Source organism: Pseudomonas sp. 1D4 (genome assembly GCF_001728925.1).
GTDB classification, from domain to species: Bacteria; Pseudomonadota; Gammaproteobacteria; order Pseudomonadales; family Pseudomonadaceae; genus Metapseudomonas; species Metapseudomonas otitidis.
This window is the reverse complement of sequence record NZ_LXJQ01000076.1, coordinates 1-21,778: the sequence shown is the minus strand read 5'-3', so window position 1 is coordinate 21,778 and position 21,778 is coordinate 1. Positions and strand designations below refer to the sequence as shown.

At 65.4% G+C, this 21,778-nt stretch carries 22 protein-coding genes and 1 pseudogene; 12 read left to right on the top strand and 11 right to left on the bottom strand.

Annotation, left to right across the window (positions count from 1 at the left end; translation table 11 throughout):
- The 3 genes from mprF to A7D27_RS25460 all read left to right on the top strand — a co-directional run.
- Positions 1-2,247 (top strand): bifunctional lysylphosphatidylglycerol flippase/synthetase MprF (gene mprF / locus A7D27_RS25470; RefSeq protein WP_069566512.1); only part of this gene is annotated, 2,247 nt, incomplete at its 5' end.
- A 7-nt stretch (positions 2,248-2,254) separates the two neighbouring features.
- On the top strand, positions 2,255-3,517 hold the full coding sequence (locus tag A7D27_RS25465; RefSeq protein WP_069563490.1) for a virulence factor family protein: 1,263 nt from the start codon (positions 2,255-2,257) through the stop codon (positions 3,515-3,517).
- A 128-nt stretch (positions 3,518-3,645) separates the two neighbouring features.
- A complete protein-coding gene (locus A7D27_RS25460) occupies positions 3,646-4,188 on the top strand; it encodes a cytochrome b (protein ID WP_069566511.1) in 543 nt (180 codons plus the stop codon).
- Positions 4,189-4,254: 66 nt separating this feature from the next.
- On the opposite strand, the gene A7D27_RS25455 is transcribed toward A7D27_RS25460, so the two are convergent.
- Positions 4,255-6,162 carry a potassium transporter Kup gene (locus A7D27_RS25455; protein WP_069563492.1) on the bottom strand — a complete coding sequence of 636 codons (1,908 nt, stop codon included), beginning with the start codon at positions 6,160-6,162 and terminating at the stop codon, positions 4,255-4,257.
- A gap of 243 nt (positions 6,163-6,405) precedes the next feature.
- Here A7D27_RS25455 and rimO point away from each other — a divergent pair, with 243 nt between their 5' ends.
- From rimO to tsaA, 4 genes are all read left to right on the top strand, one after another.
- Positions 6,406-7,728, top strand: coding sequence for a 30S ribosomal protein S12 methylthiotransferase RimO (rimO, locus tag A7D27_RS25450; RefSeq protein WP_069566510.1), 1,323 nt, complete (start codon positions 6,406-6,408; stop codon positions 7,726-7,728).
- A gap of 162 nt (positions 7,729-7,890) precedes the next feature.
- Positions 7,891-8,076, top strand: a complete 186-nt coding sequence (locus A7D27_RS29270) for a hypothetical protein (protein WP_069566509.1) — start codon at positions 7,891-7,893, stop codon at positions 8,074-8,076.
- A gap of 218 nt (positions 8,077-8,294) precedes the next feature.
- Positions 8,295-8,501 (top strand): hypothetical protein, encoded by a 207-nt coding sequence (locus A7D27_RS25440; RefSeq protein ID WP_044414250.1) that lies wholly within the window; start codon positions 8,295-8,297, stop codon positions 8,499-8,501.
- A gap of 10 nt (positions 8,502-8,511) precedes the next feature.
- Complete coding sequence (gene tsaA, locus A7D27_RS25435; protein ID WP_069563495.1) at positions 8,512-9,213, top strand: tRNA (N6-threonylcarbamoyladenosine(37)-N6)-methyltransferase TrmO; 702 nt, start codon at positions 8,512-8,514, stop codon at positions 9,211-9,213.
- A 6-nt stretch (positions 9,214-9,219) separates the two neighbouring features.
- On the opposite strand, the gene A7D27_RS28500 is transcribed toward tsaA, so the two are convergent.
- Positions 9,220-9,357, bottom strand: coding sequence for a hypothetical protein (locus A7D27_RS28500; protein WP_177343744.1), 138 nt, complete (start codon positions 9,355-9,357; stop codon positions 9,220-9,222).
- 65 nt (positions 9,358-9,422) lie between these two features.
- Between A7D27_RS28500 and A7D27_RS28870 the strand changes: the two are divergent.
- Positions 9,423-9,697: pseudogene (locus A7D27_RS28870) on the top strand (VOC family protein); the annotation flags it as partial.
- A 50-nt stretch (positions 9,698-9,747) separates the two neighbouring features.
- Here the strand turns inward: A7D27_RS28870 and fpr are convergent.
- A complete protein-coding gene (gene fpr, locus A7D27_RS25420; RefSeq protein WP_044414260.1) occupies positions 9,748-10,527 on the bottom strand; it encodes a ferredoxin-NADP reductase in 780 nt (259 codons plus the stop codon).
- A gap of 125 nt (positions 10,528-10,652) precedes the next feature.
- Here fpr and A7D27_RS25415 point away from each other — a divergent pair, with 125 nt between their 5' ends.
- The gene (locus A7D27_RS25415; protein ID WP_069563497.1) at positions 10,653-11,579 is read left to right on the top strand and encodes a LysR family transcriptional regulator; all 927 of its coding nucleotides are present in this window, start codon (positions 10,653-10,655) and stop codon (positions 11,577-11,579) included.
- On the opposite strand, the gene A7D27_RS25410 is transcribed toward A7D27_RS25415, so the two are convergent.
- Together A7D27_RS25410 and erdR are read right to left on the bottom strand one after the other, a co-directional pair.
- Positions 11,580-11,945 carry a diacylglycerol kinase gene (locus tag A7D27_RS25410; RefSeq protein WP_069563498.1) on the bottom strand — a complete coding sequence of 122 codons (366 nt, stop codon included), beginning with the start codon at positions 11,943-11,945 and terminating at the stop codon, positions 11,580-11,582. It abuts the gene before it with no gap.
- Between the two features lie 74 nt (positions 11,946-12,019).
- A complete protein-coding gene (erdR, locus tag A7D27_RS25405; RefSeq protein ID WP_069563499.1) occupies positions 12,020-12,670 on the bottom strand; it encodes a response regulator transcription factor ErdR in 651 nt (216 codons plus the stop codon).
- A 165-nt stretch (positions 12,671-12,835) separates the two neighbouring features.
- Between erdR and A7D27_RS25400 the strand changes: the two genes are divergently transcribed.
- Positions 12,836-13,720, top strand: coding sequence for a DMT family transporter (locus A7D27_RS25400; protein ID WP_069566507.1), 885 nt, complete (start codon positions 12,836-12,838; stop codon positions 13,718-13,720).
- Here the strand turns inward: A7D27_RS25400 and A7D27_RS25395 are convergent.
- On the bottom strand, positions 13,711-14,421 hold the full coding sequence (locus A7D27_RS25395; protein WP_069563501.1) for a tRNA-uridine aminocarboxypropyltransferase: 711 nt from the start codon (positions 14,419-14,421) through the stop codon (positions 13,711-13,713). The two genes, A7D27_RS25400 and A7D27_RS25395, sit on opposite strands and share 10 nt — an antisense overlap.
- A 778-nt stretch (positions 14,422-15,199) precedes the next feature.
- On the opposite strand from A7D27_RS25395, the gene A7D27_RS25385 reads away from it, so the two are divergent.
- Positions 15,200-15,616 carry a quorum-sensing-regulated virulence factor family protein gene (locus A7D27_RS25385; RefSeq protein ID WP_069563502.1) on the top strand — a complete coding sequence of 139 codons (417 nt, stop codon included), beginning with the start codon at positions 15,200-15,202 and terminating at the stop codon, positions 15,614-15,616.
- A gap of 200 nt (positions 15,617-15,816) precedes the next feature.
- A complete protein-coding gene (locus A7D27_RS25380) occupies positions 15,817-16,890 on the top strand; it encodes an LOG family protein (protein ID WP_069566505.1) in 1,074 nt (357 codons plus the stop codon).
- A gap of 58 nt (positions 16,891-16,948) precedes the next feature.
- Here the strand turns inward: A7D27_RS25380 and recX are convergent, their stop codons facing one another.
- From recX to A7D27_RS25355, 5 genes are all read right to left on the bottom strand, one after another.
- Complete coding sequence (gene recX / locus A7D27_RS25375) at positions 16,949-17,413, bottom strand: recombination regulator RecX (RefSeq protein WP_083265787.1); 465 nt, start codon at positions 17,411-17,413, stop codon at positions 16,949-16,951.
- 4 nt (positions 17,414-17,417) lie between these two features.
- Positions 17,418-18,470, bottom strand: a complete 1,053-nt coding sequence (recA, locus tag A7D27_RS25370; RefSeq protein ID WP_069563504.1) for a recombinase RecA — start codon at positions 18,468-18,470, stop codon at positions 17,418-17,420.
- Between the two features lie 86 nt (positions 18,471-18,556).
- On the bottom strand, positions 18,557-19,069 hold the full coding sequence (locus tag A7D27_RS25365) for a CinA family protein (protein ID WP_069563505.1): 513 nt from the start codon (positions 19,067-19,069) through the stop codon (positions 18,557-18,559).
- A 797-nt stretch (positions 19,070-19,866) separates the two neighbouring features.
- Positions 19,867-20,406, bottom strand: coding sequence for a lysis system i-spanin subunit Rz (locus A7D27_RS28545; protein ID WP_083265786.1), 540 nt, complete (start codon positions 20,404-20,406; stop codon positions 19,867-19,869).
- 9 nt (positions 20,407-20,415) lie between these two features.
- Positions 20,416-20,967 (bottom strand): glycoside hydrolase family 19 protein, encoded by a 552-nt coding sequence (locus A7D27_RS25355; protein WP_069566503.1) that lies wholly within the window; start codon positions 20,965-20,967, stop codon positions 20,416-20,418.
- Positions 20,968-21,778: the final 811 nt, after the last annotated feature.

Here is a 21,778-nt window from a genome sequence, read left to right as displayed (position 1 = left end):
GTGCGCTACCGCCTCTATAGCCGTGACAACGTCAGCGCACCCGACATCGCCCGGGTCACGGTGTTCGCCAGCCTGGCGCTGGGCTCGGCCCTGCCGCCGCTGGCAGCCGTTGCCGCACTCAGCAACCTGGACGCGGCCTCCCAGGCGCTGCGCTTGTCGCCCTCGATGGTGGCGCTGACCGCCAGTTCCGTGCTTGGCCTCACCCTGCTGGCGGTGCTCTGGTTTTCGCGCCTGCGCGAACCCGAGGCCCCGGTCCCCGGCTGCATCAGCGTGCGCCTGATGGGCCGTGGAGTGCGCCTGCCCGGCCTGGGTCTGTCGGGCCTGCAGTTGCTGATCACCCTGGTGGACGTCTGTGCGGCAGCCAGCGTGCTCTACCTGCTGCTGCCGGAGGCACCGCCCCTCGGCGCCTTCATGCTGGTGTACCTGCTGGCCCTGGCGGCCGGCGTGCTCAGCCATGTACCCGGCGGCGTCGGCGTGTTCGAAGCGGTGCTGTTGGCCGCCTTCGCCGGCCAGCTCGGTGCCGCCCCGCTGGCCGCAGCGCTGCTGCTCTATCGCCTGATCTACGTCGGGCTCCCGCTGGTGGTTGCCTGCATGCTGCTGTTGGTGAACGAAGCCCAGCGTTTCATCCCGGCTGGCCGCCAGGCCATGCGCAGCGCCTCGGGGCTGGCGGCGCCGGTGCTGTCGCTGATGGTGTTCCTCTCCGGTGTGGTGCTGCTGTTCTCCGGCGCCACCCCGGCCATCGACACCCGCCTGGACGACCTCAGTTTCCTTATCCCCCATCGCCTGATCGACGCCTCGCACCTGGCCGCCAGCCTGGTGGGCGTGCTCTGCCTGCTGCTCGCCCATGGCCTGCGCCGGCGCCTGTCGGCGGCCTGGGCGCTGACCCTGGTGCTGCTGGTGACCGGCGCGGTGTTGTCGCTGCTCAAGGGCGTGGACTGGGAAGAAGCCTCCCTGCTGCTGCTGACTGCTGCGCTGCTGGCGATGTTCCGCAACGCCTTCTACCGCCCCAGCCGCCTGCTGGAAATGCCGTTCTCCCCGGTCAACCTCGGTGCCGCCGCCTGCGTGCTGGCCGCGTCGGTCTGGCTGATGTTCTTCGCCTACCAGGACGTGCCCTACAGCCAGGAGCTGTTCTGGCAGTTCGCCGTGGACGCCGATGCGCCGCGCACGCTGCGCGCCGCCCTGGCCAGCGGCCTGCTGCTGGCCGGCCTGGGCCTGGTGTGGCTGCTGCGTCCGGTACCGCTGGTGATCCATGAGCCCACCGAAGAGGAACTGCTGAAGGCCGCGCGCATCGTCCGCGGTTCCGCCCAGCCCGATGGTGGCCTGGTGCTGACCGGCGACAAGGCCCTGCTGTTCCACCCCGAGGAGGATGCCTTCCTGATGTTCGCCCGCCGTGGCCGCAGCCTGGTGGCGCTGTTCGACCCCATCGGCAAGGCCAACCACCGCGCCGAGCTGATCTGGCAGTTCCGCGACCTGTGCGACGTGCACCATGCACGCCCGGTGTTCTACCAGGTGCGCGCGGAGAACCTGCCTTACTACATGGACATCGGCCTCAGCGCCCTGAAGCTCGGCGAGGAGGCCCGCGTGGACCTGCGCCGCTTCGACCTGGACGCCAAGAACAAGGCCATGAAAGACCTGCGCTACACCCTCAGCCGGGGCCAGCGCGACGGCCTGACACTGGCCTTCCACGACGCGGGCGAAGCGCCCCTCGAAGCGCTGCGGGAAATCTCCGATGCCTGGATGCTGGGCAAGAACGTGCGCGAGAAAGGCTTCTCCCTGGGCCGCTTCGACCCGGAGTACCTGAAGCACTTCCGCATCGCCGTGGTGTCCTTCGAAGGCCGCCCCATGGCCTTCGCCAATCTGCTGGAGACCGACGGCCAGGAACTGGCCAGCCTTGACCTGATGCGGGTCCACCCGGAGGCGCCGAAGCTGACCATGGAATTCCTCATGCTCAACCTGCTGCTGCACTTCAAGGAACAGGGCGTGGAGCGCTTCAGCCTCGGCATGGTGCCGCTGGCGGGCCTGCAACCTCGTCGCGGCGCGCCGCTGACCCAGCGCCTGGGCGCCCTGGTGTTCCGCCGTGGCGAACAGTTCTACAACTTCCAGGGGCTGCGCCGCTTCAAGGACAAGTTCCAGCCGGACTGGGAGCCTCGCTACATGGCGGTGCCGCCGGGCCTGGACCCGCTGGTGGCACTGGCCGATACCGCAGCCCTGATCGCGGGCGGCTTCACTGGACTGGTCAAACGCTGAGGCACCCATGCTCAAACGCCACTGGCACCGCCTGCTGATCATCTTCCTCGTACTCGTGGTGGGCACCGCCCTGCTGCTGTGGGGCCGCCCTGCACCGCAAGCCCGGGTGGAACAACGCACCCTGGCCGACGGCAGCCGCGCCACCATCGCCCTGCCCCCGGGCGAAACCCGGGCCCGGGTACTGCTGGTGGTGGACGCCCAGCAGCACCTTAACGACGCCCAGTTGCTGGCCCTGGCCCAGGATGGCGGTGCCCGCGTGGTTCAGTTGCAACTGCCTGCCGACAACTGCGACGCCCAGCAACACCTGCTCGGCCTGACCCGCACCGTGCTGGAGGGCGAGCCGACCCTGGTGGCCGGCATCGGCCCGGGCGCCGCCTTTGCCTGGCGCTGGTTGGCCGGCCAGCGCAACGATCAGGCCCGCGCCCTGTCCATCGACTTCAGCCTCGACCAGCCCGATTGCAGTGCCCCACTGCCCAAGGCAGCGTCCCACGGTCACTGGACCATCGCCTGGAACGACAATCCGGACGACCCCAGCGCTGCCTTCGCCCGTGACCAGGCCAACGCCGATACCGGCATCAGCGACTACGGCACCAGCCTGCCCGAGCTGCTCAACGAGCGCCTGCGCAGCCTGCTGGAGGGCGGTGGCAGCCAGATGCCGGTGGTGGAAGTGCCGGCTGACCATCCCTCCGACACCGTCACCCTGTTCTATTCCGGCGACGGCGGCTGGCGCGACCTGGACCGCGCCGTGGCCGATGAAATGGCCAAGCTCGATCACTCCGTGGTCGGTATCGATGCGCTGCGCTATTTCTGGCAGCACAAGAGCCCCGAGCAGGGTGCAGCCGACCTCAGCCGTCTGATGAAGCGCTACCGCGAGCAATGGGGCGCCAAGCGCTTCGTGCTCGCCGGTTACTCCTTCGGTGCCGACGTGTTGCCGGCCTTCTACAACCGCCTGCCCAAGGCCGACCAGCAACAGGTGGATGCCATCCTGCTGCTGGCCCTGGCCCGCAGCGGCAGCTTCGAGATCGAGGTACAGGGCTGGCTGGGCAAGGCCGGCCAGGAAGCGGCCACCGGCCCGGAACTGGCCAAGCTGCCGCCGGAGAAGGTGCTCTGCGTCTACGGCAAGGAGGAAGCCAAGGACAGCGGCTGCACCCAGCCCGACGCCATCGGCGAGGTGCTGGCCCTGCCTGGCGGCCACCACTACGACGAGAACTACCCGGCCCTGGCCGAACGCCTGGTCAAGGCCATCGCCAAGCGCCAGGCCAAGCCCTGACCCCCTCCGCCGCCCCGCTCAGGGGCGGCAAATCCCCCGATCGTTGACCTGCTTCATTTTCGCTTAAGACCCAGCCGCTAAGCTGGGGACAAGCCCGCCACCACGATGCGGGACAACAAGGAGCCGTGATGACCACCCAGACCTCCCGCTACGGGAAACTTTCCATCGCCCTGCACTGGCTGATGCTGCTGCTGATCGCCGCCGTCTACGCCACCATCGAACTGAAGGGCAACTTCCCCAAAGGCAGCGAGACCCGCGAACTGCTCAAGCAATGGCACTTCATGTTGGGCCTTTCGGTGTTTGCCCTGGTATTCGTGCGCATCGCTGCGCGCGTCCTCTCCCCCACGCCGCCGATCACCCCCAATCCGCCGGCCTGGCAGAACGCCCTGGCCAAGCTGGTGCACCTGGCGCTCTACGGCCTGATGCTGGGCCTGCCGTTCGCCGGCTGGCTGATCCTCAGCGCCGCCGGCAAGCCGATCCCCTTCTTCGGCCTGGAGCTGCCGCCGCTGATCGACAAGAACCCCGACCTCGCCGGGCAGATCAAGGAACTGCACGAGACCGTGGCCGTGCTCGGTTACTGGCTGATCGGCCTGCACGCGGTGGCCGCGCTGTTCCACCACTTCATCAGCAAGGACGACACCGTGCGGCGCATGCTGCCCGGCCGCGGCTGATCGTCACCCCATGAATAAGCCCGGGCCATGCCCGGGCTTATTCGTTGTGGCGAGCCTCGCCTCCGGCTAGATCTCCACCTGGGTACCCAGCTCGATCACCCGGTTCAGCGGCAGGTTGAAGTAACGCAGGTTGCCGTTGGCATTCTTCAGCAGAAAGGCGAACAGCGCCTCACGCCATCGCGCCATGCCGATCAGCTTGGAGGGGATCACCGTCTCGCGGCTGAGGAAATAGGTGGTGCGCATCGGGCTGAAGTCCAGGTCGTTGAGGTGGCACAGCTTGAGCGCCTGGGGAATGTCCGGGTCCTCGATGAAGCCGAAGTGCAGCACCACCCGGAAGAAACCCTCGCCATAGGCGTCCACCTCGAAGCGTCGCTCCGGCGCCACGCGCGGGCTGTCTTCGTTGACCACGGTGAGCAGCACCACCTGCTCATGCAGCACCTGGTTGTGCAGCAGGTTGTGCAGCAGCGCGTGGGGCACCGCATCGGAGCGGGCAGTGAGGAACACCGCCGTGCCCTGCACGCGATGCGGCGGCTGCGAACGGATGCTGGCGATGAACAGCGGCAACGGCAGCGCGTTCTCGTCGAGACGGTCCACCAGCAACTGGCGGCCACGCTTCCAGGTGGTCATCAGGATGAACAGGGCAATACCAGCGATCACCGGGAAGGCGCCCCCCTGGATGACCTTGGGCAGGTTGGCGGCGAAGAACAGGCTGTCCACCAGCAGCATCGCCAGGAAGAAGGGAATGACCATCCACAGCGGCCATTTCCACAGCAGCCAGATCACCACGCCCATCAGCAGGGTGGTCATCAGCATGGTGCCGGTCACTGCCACGCCATAAGCCGAGGCCAGCGCAGCCGAGGACTCGAAGCCCAGCACCAGCAGCACCACACCCACCATCAGCGCCCAGTTCACCGCAGCGATGTAGACCTGCCCCTGCTCGTGGCTGGAGGTGTGCTGGATGAACATGCGCGGCACGTAACCCAACTGGATAGCCTGGCGGGTCAGGGAGAAGGCGCCGGAGATCACCGCCTGGGACGCGATCACCGTGGCTGCTGTGGACAGCGCCACCATCGGCAGCAGGGCCCAGCCGGGCGCAGTCAGGTAGAAGGGGTTACGCGCGGCCTCCGGGTTGACCAGGATGGTCGCGCCCTGGCCGAAGTAGTTCAGCACCAGCGCCGGCAGCACCAGGGCGAACCAGGCGCGGGCGATGGGCTTGCGGCCGAAGTGGCCCATGTCGGCATAGAGCGCCTCGGCACCGGTCAGCGCGAGCACCGTGGCGCCGAGGATGGCCACTCCGATGCCCGGGTGGGAGATGAAGAAGTTCACCGCCCACGCCGGGTTCAGCGCCTTGAGCACCTCCGGCTGCTGGGAGACGCCGTAGATACCGAGTGCAGTCAGCGCCAGGAACCAGGCCACCATCACCGGCCCGAAGAGGATGCCGATGCGGGCGGTACCGTGCTTCTGGATCAGGAACAGGCCGACCAGCACCACCAGGGACAGCGGCACCACCCAGTGCTTGAGCCCGTCGAAGGCGATCTCCAGGCCCTCGATGGCGGAGAGTACCGAGATGGCTGGGGTGATCATGCTGTCGCCATAGAACAGCGCGGCGCCGATCAGGCCGGCCGCCACCACCATGGCCTGCAGACGACGACGCCCGGTGGCGGCGCGGCGGGCCAGCGCCGAAAGCGCCATGACCCCGCCCTCGCCTTCGTTGTCGGCCCGCAGGACGAAGATCACGTACTTGATCGAGACCACCCAGATCAGCGACCAGAAGATCAGCGACAGCACGCCGAGCACGCCATCGTGGTTGGCCTGCACGCCATAGCCGCCGATGAAGACTTCCTTGAGGGTGTAGAGCGGGCTGGTGCCGATGTCGCCGTAGCAAACCCCGACGGCGCCGACCATCAGGCCGACGGCAGAGCTCGAGTGGGGGTGCTGTTCCTGCTCAGCGGTGCCGGTGCTTGCATCGGACATGTAACAAAATCTCTCGGAAAAACTCGGCGCATCCTGCTCCCACCCCATTCGGGTTGCAAGAGCCGGTCATTTCCAGCCCCGCTGACTATAGGCCGTATTCCCTGGAACGCCCGCTGGCAGGGCCTGGGCATGCACCTGCGACGACTTGCCTCGGAGAGGCTGTTCAAGTGTGTAGGCCGCCGCTAGAATTGCGCACTTTTTGATCAGAGGCGCCCCCAAGGTGCCCTTCCGAGGTTAGCCCCCATGTCCACCGCAACACCCAAAGTCGGATTCATCTCCCTCGGCTGCCCCAAGGCGACCGTCGACTCCGAGCGCATCCTCACCCAATTGCGCATGGAGGGTTACGAGATCGTTCCGACCTACCAGGACGCCGACGTCGTGGTGGTCAACACCTGCGGGTTCATCGACAGCGCCAAGGCCGAGTCCCTGGACGCCATCGGCGAGGCGCTCTCGGAGAACGGCAAGGTGATCGTCACCGGCTGCATGGGCGTGGCCGAGGACAGCATCCGTGACGTGCACCCGAGCGTGCTGGCCGTGACCGGCCCGCAGCAGTACGAGCAGGTGGTCAACGCCGTGCACGAAGTGGTGCCGCCGAAGACCGAGCACAACCCGCTGATCGACCTGGTTCCGCCCCAAGGCATCAAGCTGACTCCGCGCCACTACGCCTACCTGAAGATTTCCGAAGGCTGCAACCACAGCTGCAGCTTCTGCATCATCCCCTCCATGCGCGGCAAGCTGGTCAGCCGCCCGGTGGGTGACGTGCTCTCCGAGGCCGAGCGCCTGGTGAAGGCCGGCGTGAAGGAACTGCTGGTGATCTCCCAGGACACCAGCGCCTACGGCGTCGACCTCAAGTACAAGCTGGACTTCTGGAACGGCCAGCCGGTGAAGACCCGCATGCTGGAGCTGTGCGAGGCGCTCTCGGCCATGGGCGTGTGGGTGCGCCTGCACTACGTGTACCCGTACCCGAACGTGGACGACGTGATCCCGCTGATGGCCGCCGGCAAGCTGCTGCCCTACCTGGACATCCCCTTCCAGCACGCCAGCCCGAACGTGCTCAAGGCCATGAAGCGCCCGGCCTTCGAGGACAAGACCCTGGCCCGCATCAAGAAGTGGCGCGAGATCTGCCCCGAGCTGACCATCCGCTCCACCTTCATCGTCGGCTTCCCCGGCGAGACCGAAGAAGACTTCCAGTACCTGCTGGACTGGCTGACCGAAGCCCAGCTGGACCGCGTCGGCTGCTTCCAGTACTCCCCGGTGGACGGCGCGCCGGCCAACGACCTGGGCCTGGAGCCAGTGCCGGACGACATCAAGCAGAACCGCTGGGACCGCTTCATGGCGCACCAGCAGGCCATCTCCGCTGCCCGCCTGCAGCGCAAGATCGGCCAGGAGATGGAGGTGCTGGTGGACGAGGTGGACCACGAGGGCGCCGTGGCCCGTTCCTGGGCCGATGCCCCGGAGATCGACGGCAGCGTGTTCATCGACAACCCCAACCTGAAGCCAGGCGACAAGGTCCGCGTGCGGGTGGTGGATGCAGACGAGTACGACCTGTGGGCCGAGTGCATCTGACCCCAGCGGTCGGCTGACGAACGCCGCGAGGCCCCCAGGGACTCGCGGCGTTTTCGTTTCCATGGGGCTGGAATGGCCAAGCATTCCCCGTCTCGATGATGGCTCTGTCACCGCCTGGCAGCAGCTCGGGTAAGGCCCGCCCACACTGACGAGGCTCACCCCGTGGAGAAGCACTTCAGCCTGCAAGGCCGCACCGGCGGCACCCGCTTAACTGCCCAGGGCGACGATGCCCTGGCGGCGGATGTCGCCATCATCCCCATGCAGCGTTGGAGCGGCGAAGAGGAGATGAGCGCCCTCGCCTGCATGACCGGCACCATCATCCCCATCGACGGCGGCTTCCAGCTCTGACCCCCAGGCCGAATGCTGCGCACCTGCGGGCGCCCACGGCTTGCACCTGGCGCAGGCCGGTCGTTGAAAAACCAGGGCGAGGCGAAACGCCCGAAAGAAAGACCGGTTCATGTGGGGTGCGTGAGCACCTCGAGTGCGCCTTCAACGCCCCAGCGGCGGCGTGGTCAGTGTTTCAACAACCTGCTAGGGTAGCCGCGCATTCTTGCCGGACCCTCACCATGCGCGCCCTTCTGCTGTGCCTCGCCCTGCTCCCTGCCCTGCCGGCCCTTGCCGCGCCGGCGCCGTTCTATGTCTGGCAGAGCACGCTGGATGGCCGCTTCACCTGTGCCCAGGTACAGCCCGGCGAGGGCTGGGTGCGCCACAGCGGCCCCTACCGCGACGCCGGGTGCCGGGTGCCCCAGGGCGCGCCGATCCGCAGCCGCTGAGTCACGCACCATGCAGCATCTGGTTTCCCCGGTCGGCATCCTGCGCTCCTGCTTCAAGGAAAAATTCGCCATCCCCCGCCAACCCCAGCTCGCCCCGGCCGCCCGCGGCGTGCTGGAGCTGCTGCCGCCCTTCGACGGCGGTGAGGCGGTGGCCGGCCTGGAGCAGGTGAGCCATGTGTGGCTGTTGTTCCTCTTCCATCAGGCGCTGGAGGACACGCCGCGCCTGAAGGTGCGCCCGCCCCGCCTGGGCGGCAACCAGACCCTGGGGGTCTTCGCCAGCCGCGCGACGCACCGCCCCAACGGCATCGGCCAGTCGGTGGTGAAGCTGGACAAGGTGGAGGCCGGCCGGCTCTGGCTGTCGGGCATCGACCTGCTGGACGGCACGCCAGTGCTCGACATCAAGCCCTACGTGCCCTACGCCGACTGCCAACTGGACGCACGCAACGGCATCGCTGCGGCCCCGCCGGAACTGATCCCGGTGGACTGGTCGCCCGAAGCCCTGGCCCAGGCCAGGCTCGAAAGCGAGCGCCTGGGCGAGCCATTGGTGGCGCTGGTGGAACAGTGCCTGGCCCAGGACCCCCGCCCGGCCTACCAGAAGCCCCAGCCGGAACGCCGCTACGGCGCGCGCCTGTGGGACGTGGACGTGCGCTGGCACTACCCCGAGGCTGGCCGCATCCGCGTGCTTGAAATCGCACGCGGAGCAGACGCCTGAAGCGACTCAGCGAGAGGGATTGGGGGCCAGCGCATCGGCCTCGATGCAGTCCTGCGGGAGAATCAGCAGCGCCACCAACGGCCCGCTCGCCAGGACATGCGGCGTCTGCGTGCGGGCCTCGAACGCCGCTTCGTCGGTGCACATCTAGTAGCGCCACACCAGGTCCGGATCACGGCGGTCACGCAGTACGTCGAATACCAGGCAATCCGGTTCGCCGCGCCCACGAGAACCTGGTCTACATCATTGGCGGCAACGACACTACCGAGCCACGGCGCGCAGTCGGTGGACCATCTCGGCTCCGTGTTGGATAGCCTGGTGGCCCGGTACCGCTACCTGAAGGATCAGGGTGTCACGCTGCTGGACCGCCCCTTCGCCCATGGCGACGGCACCCTCAGCTTCCACCTGCTGGACCCCGGCCGGGAACAAGGTCCAGCCGATCCACCACCCCACCCTGTCCGGCCAGCGCTTCAGCCTGACGGGCTGAAATGCAAAAGCCCGCCGAATGGCGGGCTTTTCGTCAGGCGCGGCGCAGAATCACTTCTCGACGAAGGCGCGCTCGATCAGGTAGTCACCCGGCTCACGCATCCGCGGCGATACCTTCAGGCCGAAGCTGTCGAGCACCTGGCTGGTCTCGTCGAGCATGCTCGGGCTGCCGCAGATCATGGCGCGGTCGTCCTGCGGGTTGATCGGCGGCAGGCCGATGTCGCGGAACAGCTTGCCGCTGCGCATCAGGTCGGTCAGGCGGCCCTGGTTCTCGAAGGGCTCGCGGGTGACGGTGGGGTAGTAGATCAGCTTCTCTTTCACCGCCTCGCCGAAGAACTCGTTCTGCGGCAGGTGCTCGGTGATGAATTCGCGGTAGGCCACTTCGTTCACGTAGCGCACACCGTGCACGAGGATGACCTTCTCGAAACGCTCGTAGGTCTCAGGGTCCTGAATCACGCTCATGAAGGGCGCAAGACCAGTGCCGGTGCTCAGCAGATAGAGGTGCTTGCCCGGGTTCAGGTCATCGAGGACCAGGGTGCCGGTAGGCTTCTTGCTGATGATGATCTCGTCGCCTTCCTTCAGGTGCTGCAGCTGGGAAGTCAGCGGGCCGTCCGGCACCTTGATGCTGAAGAACTCCAGGTGCTCTTCCCAGTTCGGGCTGGCGATGGAATAGGCGCGCATGAGCGGACGGCCGTTGGGCTGCTGCAGGCCGATCATGACGAACTGGCCGTTCTCGAAGCGCAGGCCCGGGTCGCGGGTGCACTTGAAGCTGAACAGCGTGTCGTTCCAGTGATGAACGCTGAGGACGCGCTCGGAGTTGAAGTTGCTCATGTTTCCGGAAGCTCCGAAGAGGAAATGTCGCCAGCGCCGCTTGGGCGCAATTGCGCGGCATTGTAGTGATCGCCACAATATCTGTTAACTGGATTATCAAGATATAGGTTATCGGTTATATCGATATGCGTTTTACACTCCGTCAATTGCAGGTTTTCGTCAGCGTCGCCCAGCAAGGCAGCGTCTCTCGCGCAGCCGAATCGCTGTCCCTGTCGCAATCGGCGGCCAGCACCTCGCTGACCGAGCTGGAGCGGCAGTCTGGCTGCCAGTTGTTCGACCGTGTCGGCAAGCGCCTCAGCCTCAATGCGCTGGGCCATCAGCTGCTGCCCCAGGCGGTCGCCCTGCTGGATCAGGCCCGGGAGATCGAGGACCTGCTCAACGGCAAGAGCGGCTTCGGTTCGCTGGCGGTGGGCGCCACCCTGACGGTGGGCAACTACCTGGCGACCCTGCTGATCGGCAGCTTCATGCAGCGCCACCCGGAGTGCCAGGTGAGCCTGCACGTGCAGAACACAGCGAACATCGTCCAGCAGATCGCCCATTACGAACTTGATCTGGGTCTAATCGAAGGCGATTGCCAGCACCCGGACATCGAGGTTCTGCCCTGGGTCGAGGACGAACTGGTGGTGTTCTGTGCGCCCGGCCACCGCCTGGCCAAGCAGCGACCGGTGAGCCTGGACGAGCTGTGCCGTGAGGCGTGGATTCTCCGCGAGCAGGGCTCAGGCACCCGCCTGACCTTCGACCAGGCCATGCGACACCACCCGGTGCCGCTGAACATCCGCCTGGAGCTGGAGCACACCGAAGCCATCAAGCGGGCGGTGGAGTCGGGGCTGGGCATCAGTTGCATCTCGCGCCTGGCGCTGCGCGATGCCTTTCGCCGCGGCAGCCTGGTGCCGCTGGAAACCCCGGGGATCGACCTGCGTCGGCAGTTCTATTTCATCTGGCACCGGCAGAAGTACCAGACGGCGGCCATGCGTGAGTTCCTTGAGCAGTGTCGCGAACTCACGGTGGGGGTAAGGCGCAGCGACGAGATCGTGCTGCCCGAGATTCCCTGATCAGCCCAGCAGGATGGTGGCCCAGACCGAGCCGATCAGCGTCAGGGCGACGAACTGGGCGGCGCTGCCCATGTCCTTGGCGTTCTTGGACAGCGGGTGGCGGTCCAGGGAGATGCGGTCGATGGCCGCCTCCACCGCCGAGTTGAGCAGCTCGACAATCAGGGCCAGCAGGCACACGCCGATCATCAGCGCCCGCTCGCCACGGCTGACATCAAGGAAGAACGCCATCGGAATCAGCACGACGTTGAGCAGTACCAGTTGGCGGAACGCGGCTTCACCGGTGAAGGCCGCGCGCAGGCCAGCGAGGGAGTAGCCGGCGGCGTTGAGGATACGTTTGAGGCCGGTCTGGCCTTTGAATGGCGACATGGGAAGGCTGGCTGTCTTAATAAGGAGCGCGCAGCCTAGCGCGGCGCGTCTCAAATTTGCGTGAAAAGGCGGAGTCAGGCCGGCGGAATCGATTCCATCTGTTGCAGCAGCAAGGCGGCCTGGGTGCGGGTACGCACGCCGAGCTTGCGGAATATGGCAGTGACGTGGGCCTTCACCGTGGCCTCGGACACATTCAGCTCGAAGGCGATCTGCTTGTTCAGCAGGCCTTCGCAGACCATGGTCAGCACGCGGAACTGCTGGGGCGTGAGGCTGGCCAGGCCGGCACTGGCGGCACGGGCCTCGTCGGAAACGACCACCGCCTCGTCTGCTTGCGGCGGCCACCAGGCATCGCCATCGAGCACGGCACGCACGGCCGACTGGATGACTTCGAGCGGGCTGGACTTGGGAATGAAGCCGCTCGCACCAAACTCGCGCGCCCGGACCACGACCGATGCTTCCTCCTGGGCGGAGATCATCACCACCGGGATCTGCGGGTACTGACCGCGCAACAGCACCAGGCCGGAGAAGCCGTAGGCGCCGGGCATGTTCAGGTCCAGAAGGACCAGATCCCAGTCACTCTTCTGCGCCAGGCGCTCCTCGAGTTCAGCGATGCTGGCCACTTCCACCAGACGCACATCCTGGCCCAGCCCCAGGGTCAGGGCCTGGTGCAGGGCGCTGCGAAACAGCGGGTGATCGTCGGCAATTAGGATGTCGTAAGCGGCCATCGAGGGGTCCTTTTCTGGCGGGCCCCACCGCCCTGGCAGCGATTGGAAGGCCCTGGCGGCTAATGGGCGGCCGTGGAGCGGCGCCCAGCATGCCGACCCTCGGCGGGGTGGTCAAGCGGCCATCTTTGCGTCAGAGTCTTGGCCTTTTGACTGCCGAGAAGTCCTATGCGAAGCCAAGCCCTGCGCGCCGACATCCTGATGCTGATCACCGCTGCCATCTGGGGCGCGGCGTTCGTTGCGCAACGGCTCGGCATGGATGCCATCGGCCCCTTCCTCTATACAGGCCTGCGCTTCGCACTGGGTGCCCTGGTGTTGCTGCCGCTGCTCTACCTGCTGCCACGCGGCGAGCACCACGAGCCGATGAACCAGGGCCTGCTGCTCGGCGGCGTGCTGATGGGACTGGCCCTGTCCCTGGGCATCAACCTGCAGCAGGTGGGCCTGCTGTTCACCAGCGTGACCAACTCCGGTTTCATCACCGGCCTGTACGTGATCATCGTGCCGCTGCTGGGGCTGTTGCTGGGCCATCGCACCGGCATGGGCACCTGGATCGGCGCGCTGCTGGCGGTGGGCGGCATGTTCCTCCTCAGCGTCGGCGACAACTTCCAGGTGGCGCGCGGCGACTGGCTGCAACTGGCGGGGGCGGTGGTCTGGGGCGTTCACGTGCTGCTGGTAGGGTTCTTCGCCAGCCGTCACGACCCGGTGCGCCTGGCCATCCTGCAGTTCATCACCTGCGCGGTGATCAGCCTCGCGCTGGCGCTGGTGCTGGAAGACATCCGCCTGGACGCCATCGTCTCGGCCGGCCCGGCCATCCTCTATGGCGGGGTGATCGCCGTGGCCATCGGCTACACCCTGCAGGTGGTGGCGCAGAAGCACGCGATTGCGTCCCACGCGGCCATCATCCTGTCCCTTGAGGCGGTGTTCGCTGCCATCGCCGGTGCCCTCATGCTCAACGAGTCCCTGCATGCGCGGGGCTATCTGGGCTGTGCGCTGATGTTCGTCGGCATGCTGGTGGCGCAGCTTTGGCCGCAACGCAACGAGGCTCAGAGATAAGGACGCAGCGCCTGGTGCGCCGGGCTCTCCAGGTCCAACGGCAGGGCGTGCTTGGCGCCCAGATAACGCTCGGTGAACAGGTCCAGGTACGCATCCAGCGCGCCGGCGGCCTGTGAGTCACCGCCCAGTTCCAGGCACAGCGCAGCCACCTCGGCCGTGCACAGGTGCTCGTCACGCTTGGAGCGGCGCAGACGGTAGCGGGAGATCTGCTCCGGGCGCAGGCTCAGCACCGGGAAGCTGTTCAGGTACGGGCTCTTGCGGAACATCTTGCGAGCCTCCGTCCAGGTTGCGTCCAGCAGGATGAACAGCGGTCGCTTGCCTGGCTCGACCGTCACTTCCTCCACCACCCGCTCCGGCTCGGCGTATTCCCCCGGGAACACCACATACGGCTGCCACTGGGGATCATTCAGCAGGGTCTCGGCTGCCGGGTCGAGGGCGATCCGCGACCATTCGAAGGCGGCGGTATCGGCCACCACATCGGCGATCAGCCAGCCGGTGTTGCTCGGCTTGAGCGGCTCCGAGTAGTACATGAACAGGCACACCCCGGCATTGGCCGGCACCTGCGGACGCTGGTCGCAGAAGCAGTAGGCAGGAATCACCCGGCAACGCGGGCAGCGGGGTGCGCGGGAGCCGCGGGCAACGAACGGGCGAGTGGCGCGGGCCAGACATTCGGCGCGCAAGCGGAAGACGGCGTGGGTCATGGAGGACGGGAAACCAGGGCTGTGCGGAAACGGCGCGCAGTGTACCCCCGCCCGGTCATCGATGGGCAGCGGGGCGGACGAGTCGTTACCCCCAGCCCGTCGCTCCGCTCAGAGACGTGGTTGAAGGTCAACCCGATGAAGTGGAGACCTGGGTCTTGTTCTCCCCTGTGTAGTGGCCCGCGCTGCCGGCGGTCATCCGCGCGTCCTTAAGGCGTGCCGGGCCGACGAGGTTGTAGAAGATCACCGGGGGCGGCTGCCCCGCACCATTGGCGCAGGCGGTGCCCTGGACAAACGCCGGCTGGAATCCGAATTGGTAGCCCGAGGTCAATACCGGGGTGAGGAAGGCAACCGCCCTCTGTTCTCAGAGAACCGCACGCAAGGTCTGGGGCGACCTGGTCATTCCTCACGGGACACCCGGAGGCGTCTGGGGTTTTGGGACAGTCCGTGTTTTGCCGCCGGCCCCCATCCTAAAGTCGTGGGGACTCCTGCCTTGCTGACATCCGCCGGCAATAGCACCCGGCCTCAGCGCTAAGGCCAGGCGAAGCGGCAAATGCACCTGTGCCCCGTGTGACGGGACTCTGTCAGGCATAGCGGGTTGTCAAGCGTGACAACAGGCTGGCAGCATCCAGGGGCCGCTCGTCGGCGCAACACAACGGTGGGAATCAGACGGACCTTGATCTGCAGTCGGCGCTTGTTCAGGATGCGCGCACCAGGCTACCGGGCCATGAACACTTGGTCGCAGCCGGAGTCAAAGGCTGTCCCACCCTCGGAGATTCGCATGCAACGCCTAACCCTCGCCGCCTTAGCCCTTCTCGCGCCCATCGCCGTGCAGGCGGCCTCGCTCAAGGATTTCGAGCTGACCAAGATGCTGGAGAAAGTGGCCGAGGAGAGCAGCGTCGGCACGCCCCGCGCCATCAACGAGGACATTCTCGACCAGGGCTACACAGTGGAAGGCACAGAACTGGTCAACCACCTCAGCGTCCGCTCTGCCCATGCAACCCAGATGCGCGCCAACCCCGACTCGGTGCGTGCCCAACTGGCCAACAGCGTTTGCCGCAACAACGGCTACCGTCAGTTGCTGGCCCGAGGTGCGGCACTGCGCTATGCCTTCACCGAGTACAAGAGCAATCGCCCGGTCACCAACGAACGCTTCATTGCCAGCGATTGTGGCCTGAAGGCCTCCACGGCCAAGTAACACCGTCCCCCCTGCCTGCGGCTGCCGCCCCCCGTCTCCTACAGGGGGCTGGGGTCGAGGCTGCATCTTGCGGCTGGAAAAGCCCGAGACACTCGCGCAAGCTGTCCCAGCGTCCTGCATCCGGGTCGAATGCCCCGTTGGCAGGGCTCTGGCGCGCCCACCCCGGGCGTGCCGTGCAGTTGCTGAGCAAGGAGAACGCTATGCCTTTCGAACCGGATGACTACCTCTCCCGGCACTTCCAGACCAGCGGGATCGACCTGGCGCAAAAGGTCGACGAACTGGTCGGGCTGGTGGTTCCGCACGAAAGCCCCAACCTGTCCCTCTACCGCGAGATGGTGACCACGGTGGTGCGCATGGCCCAGGCGGACCGCAACCGCTGGGACGCCAAGATCATGCTGCAGACCCTGCGCGAGATGGAGCACGCGTTCAGCGTCCTTGAGCAGTTCAAGCGCCGTCGCAAGGTCACCGTGTTCGGTTCCGCACGCACGCCCGTGGAGCACCCGCTGTACAACCTGGCTCGCCAGTTGGGCGAGGCCATCTCCCGGCTCGACATGATGGTCATCACCGGTGCCGGGGGCGGCATCATGGCCGCCGCTCATGAAGGTGCCGGGCAGGAAAACAGCCTGGGCCTGAACATCACCCTGCCCTTTGAGCAACGCGCGAACGCCACGGTGGCGGGCACCGACCACCTGCTGTCGTTCCACTTCTTCTTCATCCGCAAGCTGTTCTTCGTCAAGGAAGCCGATGCCCTGGTGCTGTGCCCGGGCGGCTTCGGCACACTGGACGAGGCCCTCGAAGTGCTCACCCTGATCCAGACCGGCAAGAGCCCGCTGGTGCCGGTGGTACTGCTGGACGAGCCCGGCGGCAGCTACTGGAAGGATGCGCTGGACTTCCTGCACCGCCATCTGGAACTGAACCGCTACATCCTGCCTAGCGATCTGCGCTTGGTTCGGCTGGTACACAGCGCGGAGGACGCAGCCACGGAAATCGCGCGTTTCTACGGCAACTTCCATTCCACTCGCTGGCTGAAGAACGAGTTCGTCATCCGCATGAACCACCCACTGACGGACTCGGCCCTCCAAGCCCTGCATGAGGAGTTCAAGGGGCTGTGCCTGCAGGGCGGCTTCGAACAGCGCCCCTACTGTGAGCCTGAGCGGGACGAGCCGGAGTTCTGCCACCTCATCCGCCTGGCGTTCCGCTTCAACGGCCGCGACCACGGACGCCTGCGGGAGCTGGTGGATTTCATCAACCAGCCGGAACACTGGCTACGCTGACGCCCATGAAAAAGCCCTGCCAGGGTCACCTGGCAGGGCTTCTCAGTACGGACACACCTCAATCGTCCAGCGACAAGCCTCTCAGCAAGCGGCTGATCATCTCCATCGAGTACCCCCGATAGGCCAGGTAGCGCCCTTGCTTGGCACGCTCCTTGGCGTCTACGGGCAGCCGCGCAAACTTGCGCATCCAGGTTTCACGCAGGAGCGCGCCCCAATCGATGTCGGCCTCGCGCAGCGCCGCCTCGATTGCCGGACGGGGCAAGCCGCGCTGGGCCAGGTCTTCGCGAATACGGGCAGGCCCGTGACCGGAGCGGGCTCGGCTGGCAATGAAGCTTTCGAGGTAGCGGGATTCATCGAGAAGGCCCTCGTCCGCAAGCCGGTCGAGGGCACTTTCGATCAGTTCAGGCGGGGCGCCGCGCTGACGCAGCTTGCGCGTCAGTTCGATGCGACCGTGCTCGCGCATCGCCAGCAGGTCCATCGCGGCCCGCCGCACGGCGGCGGGGCTGTCGAGCACGACGGGCACGGGATCAGGCGTCAGCGTCGGCTTCAGCGGCTTCTTCGGCGGTGGGAACGAAGTCCTGTTTGCCGTTGTTGCGGTTCAGCAGTTGCTCGCGGATCAGCTTCTCGATGGCCTTGCCGATTTCCGGATTGTCCTCGAGGTACTTGGCTGCATTGGCCTTGCCCTGGCCGATCTTACTGCCCTGGTAGCTGTACCAGGCGCCGGACTTCTCGAGGATGCCCTGCTGTACACCAAGGTCGATGACCTCGCCGCTGCGGTAGATGCCTTTGCCGTAAAGGATCTGGAACTCGGCCTGACGGAACGGCGGGGAAACCTTGTTCTTGACGACCTTTACGCGGGTTTCGCTGCCCACCACTTCCTCGCCTTCCTTCACAGCGCCGATACGGCGGATGTCCAGGCGGACGGAGGCGTAGAACTTGAGCGCGTTACCGCCGGTGGTGGTTTCCGGGCTGCCGAACATGACACCGATCTTCATGCGGATCTGGTTGATGAAGATGACCAGGCAGTTGGCATTCTTGATGTTGCCGGTGATCTTGCGCAGGGCCTGGGACATCAGACGGGCTTGGAGGCCGACGTGGGAATCGCCCATCTCGCCTTCGATCTCGGCCTTGGGCACCAGGGCGGCAACGGAGTCGACGATGATCACGTCGACCGCGTTGGAACGCACCAGCATGTCGGTGATTTCCAGGGCTTGCTCGCCGGTATCCGGTTGGGAAACCAGCAGGTCATCGACGTTGACGCCCAGTTTGCCGGCGTAGTCCGGGTCCAGCGCGTGCTCGGCGTCGACGAAGGCACAGGTGGCCCCCATGCGCTGGGCTTCGGCGATCACGGACAGGGTCAGGGTGGTCTTGCCCGAGGATTCCGGGCCGTAGATCTCGACGATACGGCCCTTGGGCAGACCGCCGATGCCAAGGGCAATGTCCAGCCCCAGGGAGCCGGTGGAAATGGCCGGGATGGCCTGGCGCTCATGGTCGCCCATGCGCATGACCGCGCCTTTGCCGAACTGCTTCTCGATCTGGCCCAGGGCAGCCGCCAAAGCACGCTTCTTGTTCTCGTCCATTGAAGTCCTCGCTCATCAAGAGGGCCTGACGGCCACCAACAACTGTATAAGTAGACAGTATTATTTCACAGGAAACTTTCGCTCGCCTACCCCTCGAACGGTTTTTCTCCTGCAGCTAGTCGGATGACACCGTGGAGGGCCGTTTTCACCGTTTGCCGACGCACCTGCTGGCGGTCACCCACAAACTGGTAGCGACGACTGTGGCGCGCGTCGCCGTCGGCCCAAGCGATCCAGACGGTACCGACCGGCTTCTCGGGCGAGCCCCCATCAGGCCCCGCAACACCGCTGACCGCGACGGCAAATCGCGCACCACTGCGGGCTTGCGCGCCTTCGACCATGGCCAGGACCACCTCGCGGCTGACCGCGCCGACCTGCCCGAACAGGAGTTCCGGAACCCCTAGTTGGGCCGTCTTCTGGGTATTGGAGTAGGTGACATAGCCGGCCTCGAACCAGGTGGAGCTGCCCGGGATACGGGTGATCGCTTCGGCGATGCCACCTCCGGTGCAAGACTCCGCCGTGGTGACCTGCGCTTTTATGGCCGCCAGGGCCTTGCCAAGGTGGGCGGCAAGTTCGGTCAGGGAGAGATCGGTGTCGGGCATGTGCAACTCCGGGGTTAAAGCGAGCAAGCCGGATACCGTACACTAGCGCCCTTCCCATGCAAGACCGGGCATCGGTTCATGGCAATCGGAATGCCCGGCCCCACCTCAAGAATCGCGAAGCACCGATGGCCAAAGACACCCAGGACCTTTCCGAACACACGCCCATTGTGCTCTAAGAACTTCGCCAAATCGCTAGAAGCCCAGAGCCACGCGTTCTACGGCGGGATTCTTCGATTCGTTCAGCACTAGCAATTGGCATTGGTTGGCGTGGAATGGCGTGCGATTTGCCCCAAATTTGCCCCATGACCCGCCACAGCATCGCCCCGCACAAACGACAAAAGGCCCAGGCCCCGCATCGCAGGGCCTGGGCCTTTGTCGCCTCACGTTTCCCAACTAGCCAGCGAAGGCAGATTGCCTAGTCTGAAGCTAAACGGGCCTATGCGGGGCCTTATTGGTATTCGCTAACCAACTCACCGGCATCGCTCACCCTGTGCCTGCCAGTGGGAAAGCAGACTTGCTCCCCGCAGCAAGGGCAATGCGCGTTAAGACTAATCGCCCCCGCAACCGTCAGCCCCTTAGGGAACTGCAAAGTCACATTGCTTAAGGTCCCCTGCTTACAGGTGAATTTAGCGCTAGCTGTCACCGCATTGTCAGCAGTGAGGACACCATCTTTTATCGTGTACTGGCTCACAGATCGTCCTCCGATAATGGCAGAGCGCCATTCTTATCCGATAGGGAAATCCGTGACAACCAGATAAGCCAAGCTCAGAGGTGGACCAACCCAAGCAGGGTCGCGTTCACTTGCCGCCATACGTCAAATGCAGCAATTCCCTCACCCACTCCTGCAGCCCGCTCAGTCGGCGGGCGCAGGTGTCGGCGTCTCCGGCGAGATGAGCAAGATCCGCTGCAGCCGCTGGCTGAAGTTCGGCGCGGTAGGCTCCATCATCCAGGCCGGCGGCGCCGGGGGTGTTGGGCAGTTGCTGGCAACTGGCTGCAGTGACGGGGACGTACATGCGGCGAGCACTGGCAGCCAGATCAGCACGCAGGCGGTTCTGTTGTTCCTGAGCATAGGTGAGTTCCTGATAACGCTGTTGATCGAGCAGGGCGAGCCGCTGCTGCAGCTCGGCCTGCTGTTGTTGGGCGGCCTGCAGTTGGGCGGCAGCGGCGCGGCTGATCTCGCCCAGGGTTGAGGCGTGCAGTTTCTCGACCTCGGCCAGCCGGGCTTCCCACCGCCATCCGTTGACCCACCACCCCGCCACCGCGCCGAGGGTCAGCACGGCACCGAGCAGCAACAGCCGGCGGGCCAGGTCGCCCGGCACCACATTGAGCATCGTCATGGCCACCCCCTACCCAGCCAACACGGCACGGGCGCGCTGCCAGATCTGCAGGCGTTCCTGCTGGCCGTTGAGGCCGCCATTGATGCGTTTGGTGATCTCGATGAACTGGCCGGCATCGGCCAAGGCGTTGAGCCCCTTGGACCACCAGAACCAGCCGGCCGAGGCGGTGGCGGCCTCCGGCTCCTCCAGCAGCTCGGGCGTCTGCACCAGGCGGTCGTCGCGGTAAAGGGCGAGGCTGCATTTCATGTAGTTGGCCCGGCCCGTGATCTGGATCAGGCCCCGCCCCATGTAGCGCCGGCCGTCGCCGTCACGCTCGGGGGTGTTGCCCAGGTCTTCGCGCACGTCGTAGCGGTCCTGGGCCGGGGTCGGCCCCCAGATCTCGCGGGTGCGGCGCAGGTGCATGGACTCATGCCCGACCTGGGCGATGAACGCGGCGAACCGCTTGGGCCGGTCGAACTGCCAGCGCTCGGCGGCGGCGTTGAGGTGCGGAACGAAAACGCCCGCAACAGTGCGGGCGTTCGGGAGGATCTGCAGCAGCTGCTGCTCGGTGATGATGGACATGGTTTCCTCGGGGCATGAAAAAGCCCGCCGGGTGGCGGGCTCGTACACTTGTTAGGTTTAAAGCGATAGCCGATCTAAAAGCTCTCTCAGTGCTAACTCATCAAATGATCCGCTTTCAACATGAGGACTTATTGCTAAGTAGTGTTTGCCTTCAGCAGTCTCCCTATAGATGACCCAATCCCCTGTTGCGCGAGAGTCCAGCCGCCTGCCCAGGGCAACCATCGTCTTTTCAAGGTCGCCAGCAGGATCGTCACTTGCAGCCAACCGCAGAGCTATTTCATCTATGACTCCATCGGGAGGTAAATGGGTCTGTACATGGGAGGCACGTGCCAGGTTCGCAAATGCCCAGTCGCCTCGTCTGAAATGAAAATGACCGTAGCCGCCCAAGTTACCGCTCTGCCGAAACAAGCTCGGAGCTTTATCTCGGACTTTACCTCTTACACCTTCCACTGCATCTACTGCCTTTCTCCACCTACTTAGATCGTCGCAGGAGAGCTCTACCAATTGCTCAACCAGATAGCTCGAAAGCCTCGACCTGTAGGGCGTTTCATCCAAAATAGCCAATGTGAACTCTCGTGAGTAACAAGGCATATCCCCTCCCGCTCATTATTGGTTAAACAACAGTAGCCCCAATCACTACGCGAGAACAAAGAAAGGCGAGTATGGCGCACTCGCTCTCGTACCGCGGTCCCAAATCAGTTCCGATCGAATCACCCAAAGCACGCAACTGAGCCTGCCGTAAGTAGCCAGCCTCTAGACGCCCTCCTTTCAGCTTCGCCGGACCCGCAGGCCCGAACGCAGGATTGCCATG

Excerpts from the sequence above, each read along its gene's own strand:
- A7D27_RS25465 (WP_069563490.1), top strand. The coding sequence starts at position 2,255 with ATGCTCAAACGCCACTGGCACCGCCTGCTGATCATCTTCCTCGTACTC.
- A7D27_RS25460 (WP_069566511.1), top strand. The coding sequence starts at position 3,646 with ATGACCACCCAGACCTCCCGCTACGGGAAACTTTCCATCGCCCTGCAC.
- A7D27_RS25455 (WP_069563492.1), bottom strand. The coding sequence starts at position 6,162 with ATGTCCGATGCAAGCACCGGCACCGCTGAGCAGGAACAGCACCCCCAC.
- rimO (WP_069566510.1), top strand. The coding sequence starts at position 6,406 with ATGTCCACCGCAACACCCAAAGTCGGATTCATCTCCCTCGGCTGCCCC.
- A7D27_RS25440 (WP_044414250.1), top strand. The coding sequence starts at position 8,295 with ATGCGCGCCCTTCTGCTGTGCCTCGCCCTGCTCCCTGCCCTGCCGGCC.
- tsaA (WP_069563495.1), top strand. The coding sequence starts at position 8,512 with ATGCAGCATCTGGTTTCCCCGGTCGGCATCCTGCGCTCCTGCTTCAAG.
- A7D27_RS28500 (WP_177343744.1), bottom strand. The coding sequence starts at position 9,357 with ATGTGCACCGACGAAGCGGCGTTCGAGGCCCGCACGCAGACGCCGCAT.
- fpr (WP_044414260.1), bottom strand. The coding sequence starts at position 10,527 with ATGAGCAACTTCAACTCCGAGCGCGTCCTCAGCGTTCATCACTGGAAC.
- A7D27_RS25415 (WP_069563497.1), top strand. The coding sequence starts at position 10,653 with ATGCGTTTTACACTCCGTCAATTGCAGGTTTTCGTCAGCGTCGCCCAG.
- A7D27_RS25410 (WP_069563498.1), bottom strand. The coding sequence starts at position 11,945 with ATGTCGCCATTCAAAGGCCAGACCGGCCTCAAACGTATCCTCAACGCC.
- erdR (WP_069563499.1), bottom strand. The coding sequence starts at position 12,670 with ATGGCCGCTTACGACATCCTAATTGCCGACGATCACCCGCTGTTTCGC.
- A7D27_RS25400 (WP_069566507.1), top strand. The coding sequence starts at position 12,836 with ATGCGAAGCCAAGCCCTGCGCGCCGACATCCTGATGCTGATCACCGCT.
- A7D27_RS25395 (WP_069563501.1), bottom strand. The coding sequence starts at position 14,421 with ATGACCCACGCCGTCTTCCGCTTGCGCGCCGAATGTCTGGCCCGCGCC.
- A7D27_RS25385 (WP_069563502.1), top strand. The coding sequence starts at position 15,200 with ATGCAACGCCTAACCCTCGCCGCCTTAGCCCTTCTCGCGCCCATCGCC.
- A7D27_RS25380 (WP_069566505.1), top strand. The coding sequence starts at position 15,817 with ATGCCTTTCGAACCGGATGACTACCTCTCCCGGCACTTCCAGACCAGC.
- recA (WP_069563504.1), bottom strand. The coding sequence starts at position 18,470 with ATGGACGAGAACAAGAAGCGTGCTTTGGCGGCTGCCCTGGGCCAGATC.
- A7D27_RS25365 (WP_069563505.1), bottom strand. The coding sequence starts at position 19,069 with ATGCCCGACACCGATCTCTCCCTGACCGAACTTGCCGCCCACCTTGGC.
- A7D27_RS28545 (WP_083265786.1), bottom strand. The coding sequence starts at position 20,406 with ATGACGATGCTCAATGTGGTGCCGGGCGACCTGGCCCGCCGGCTGTTG.
- A7D27_RS25355 (WP_069566503.1), bottom strand. The coding sequence starts at position 20,967 with ATGTCCATCATCACCGAGCAGCAGCTGCTGCAGATCCTCCCGAACGCC.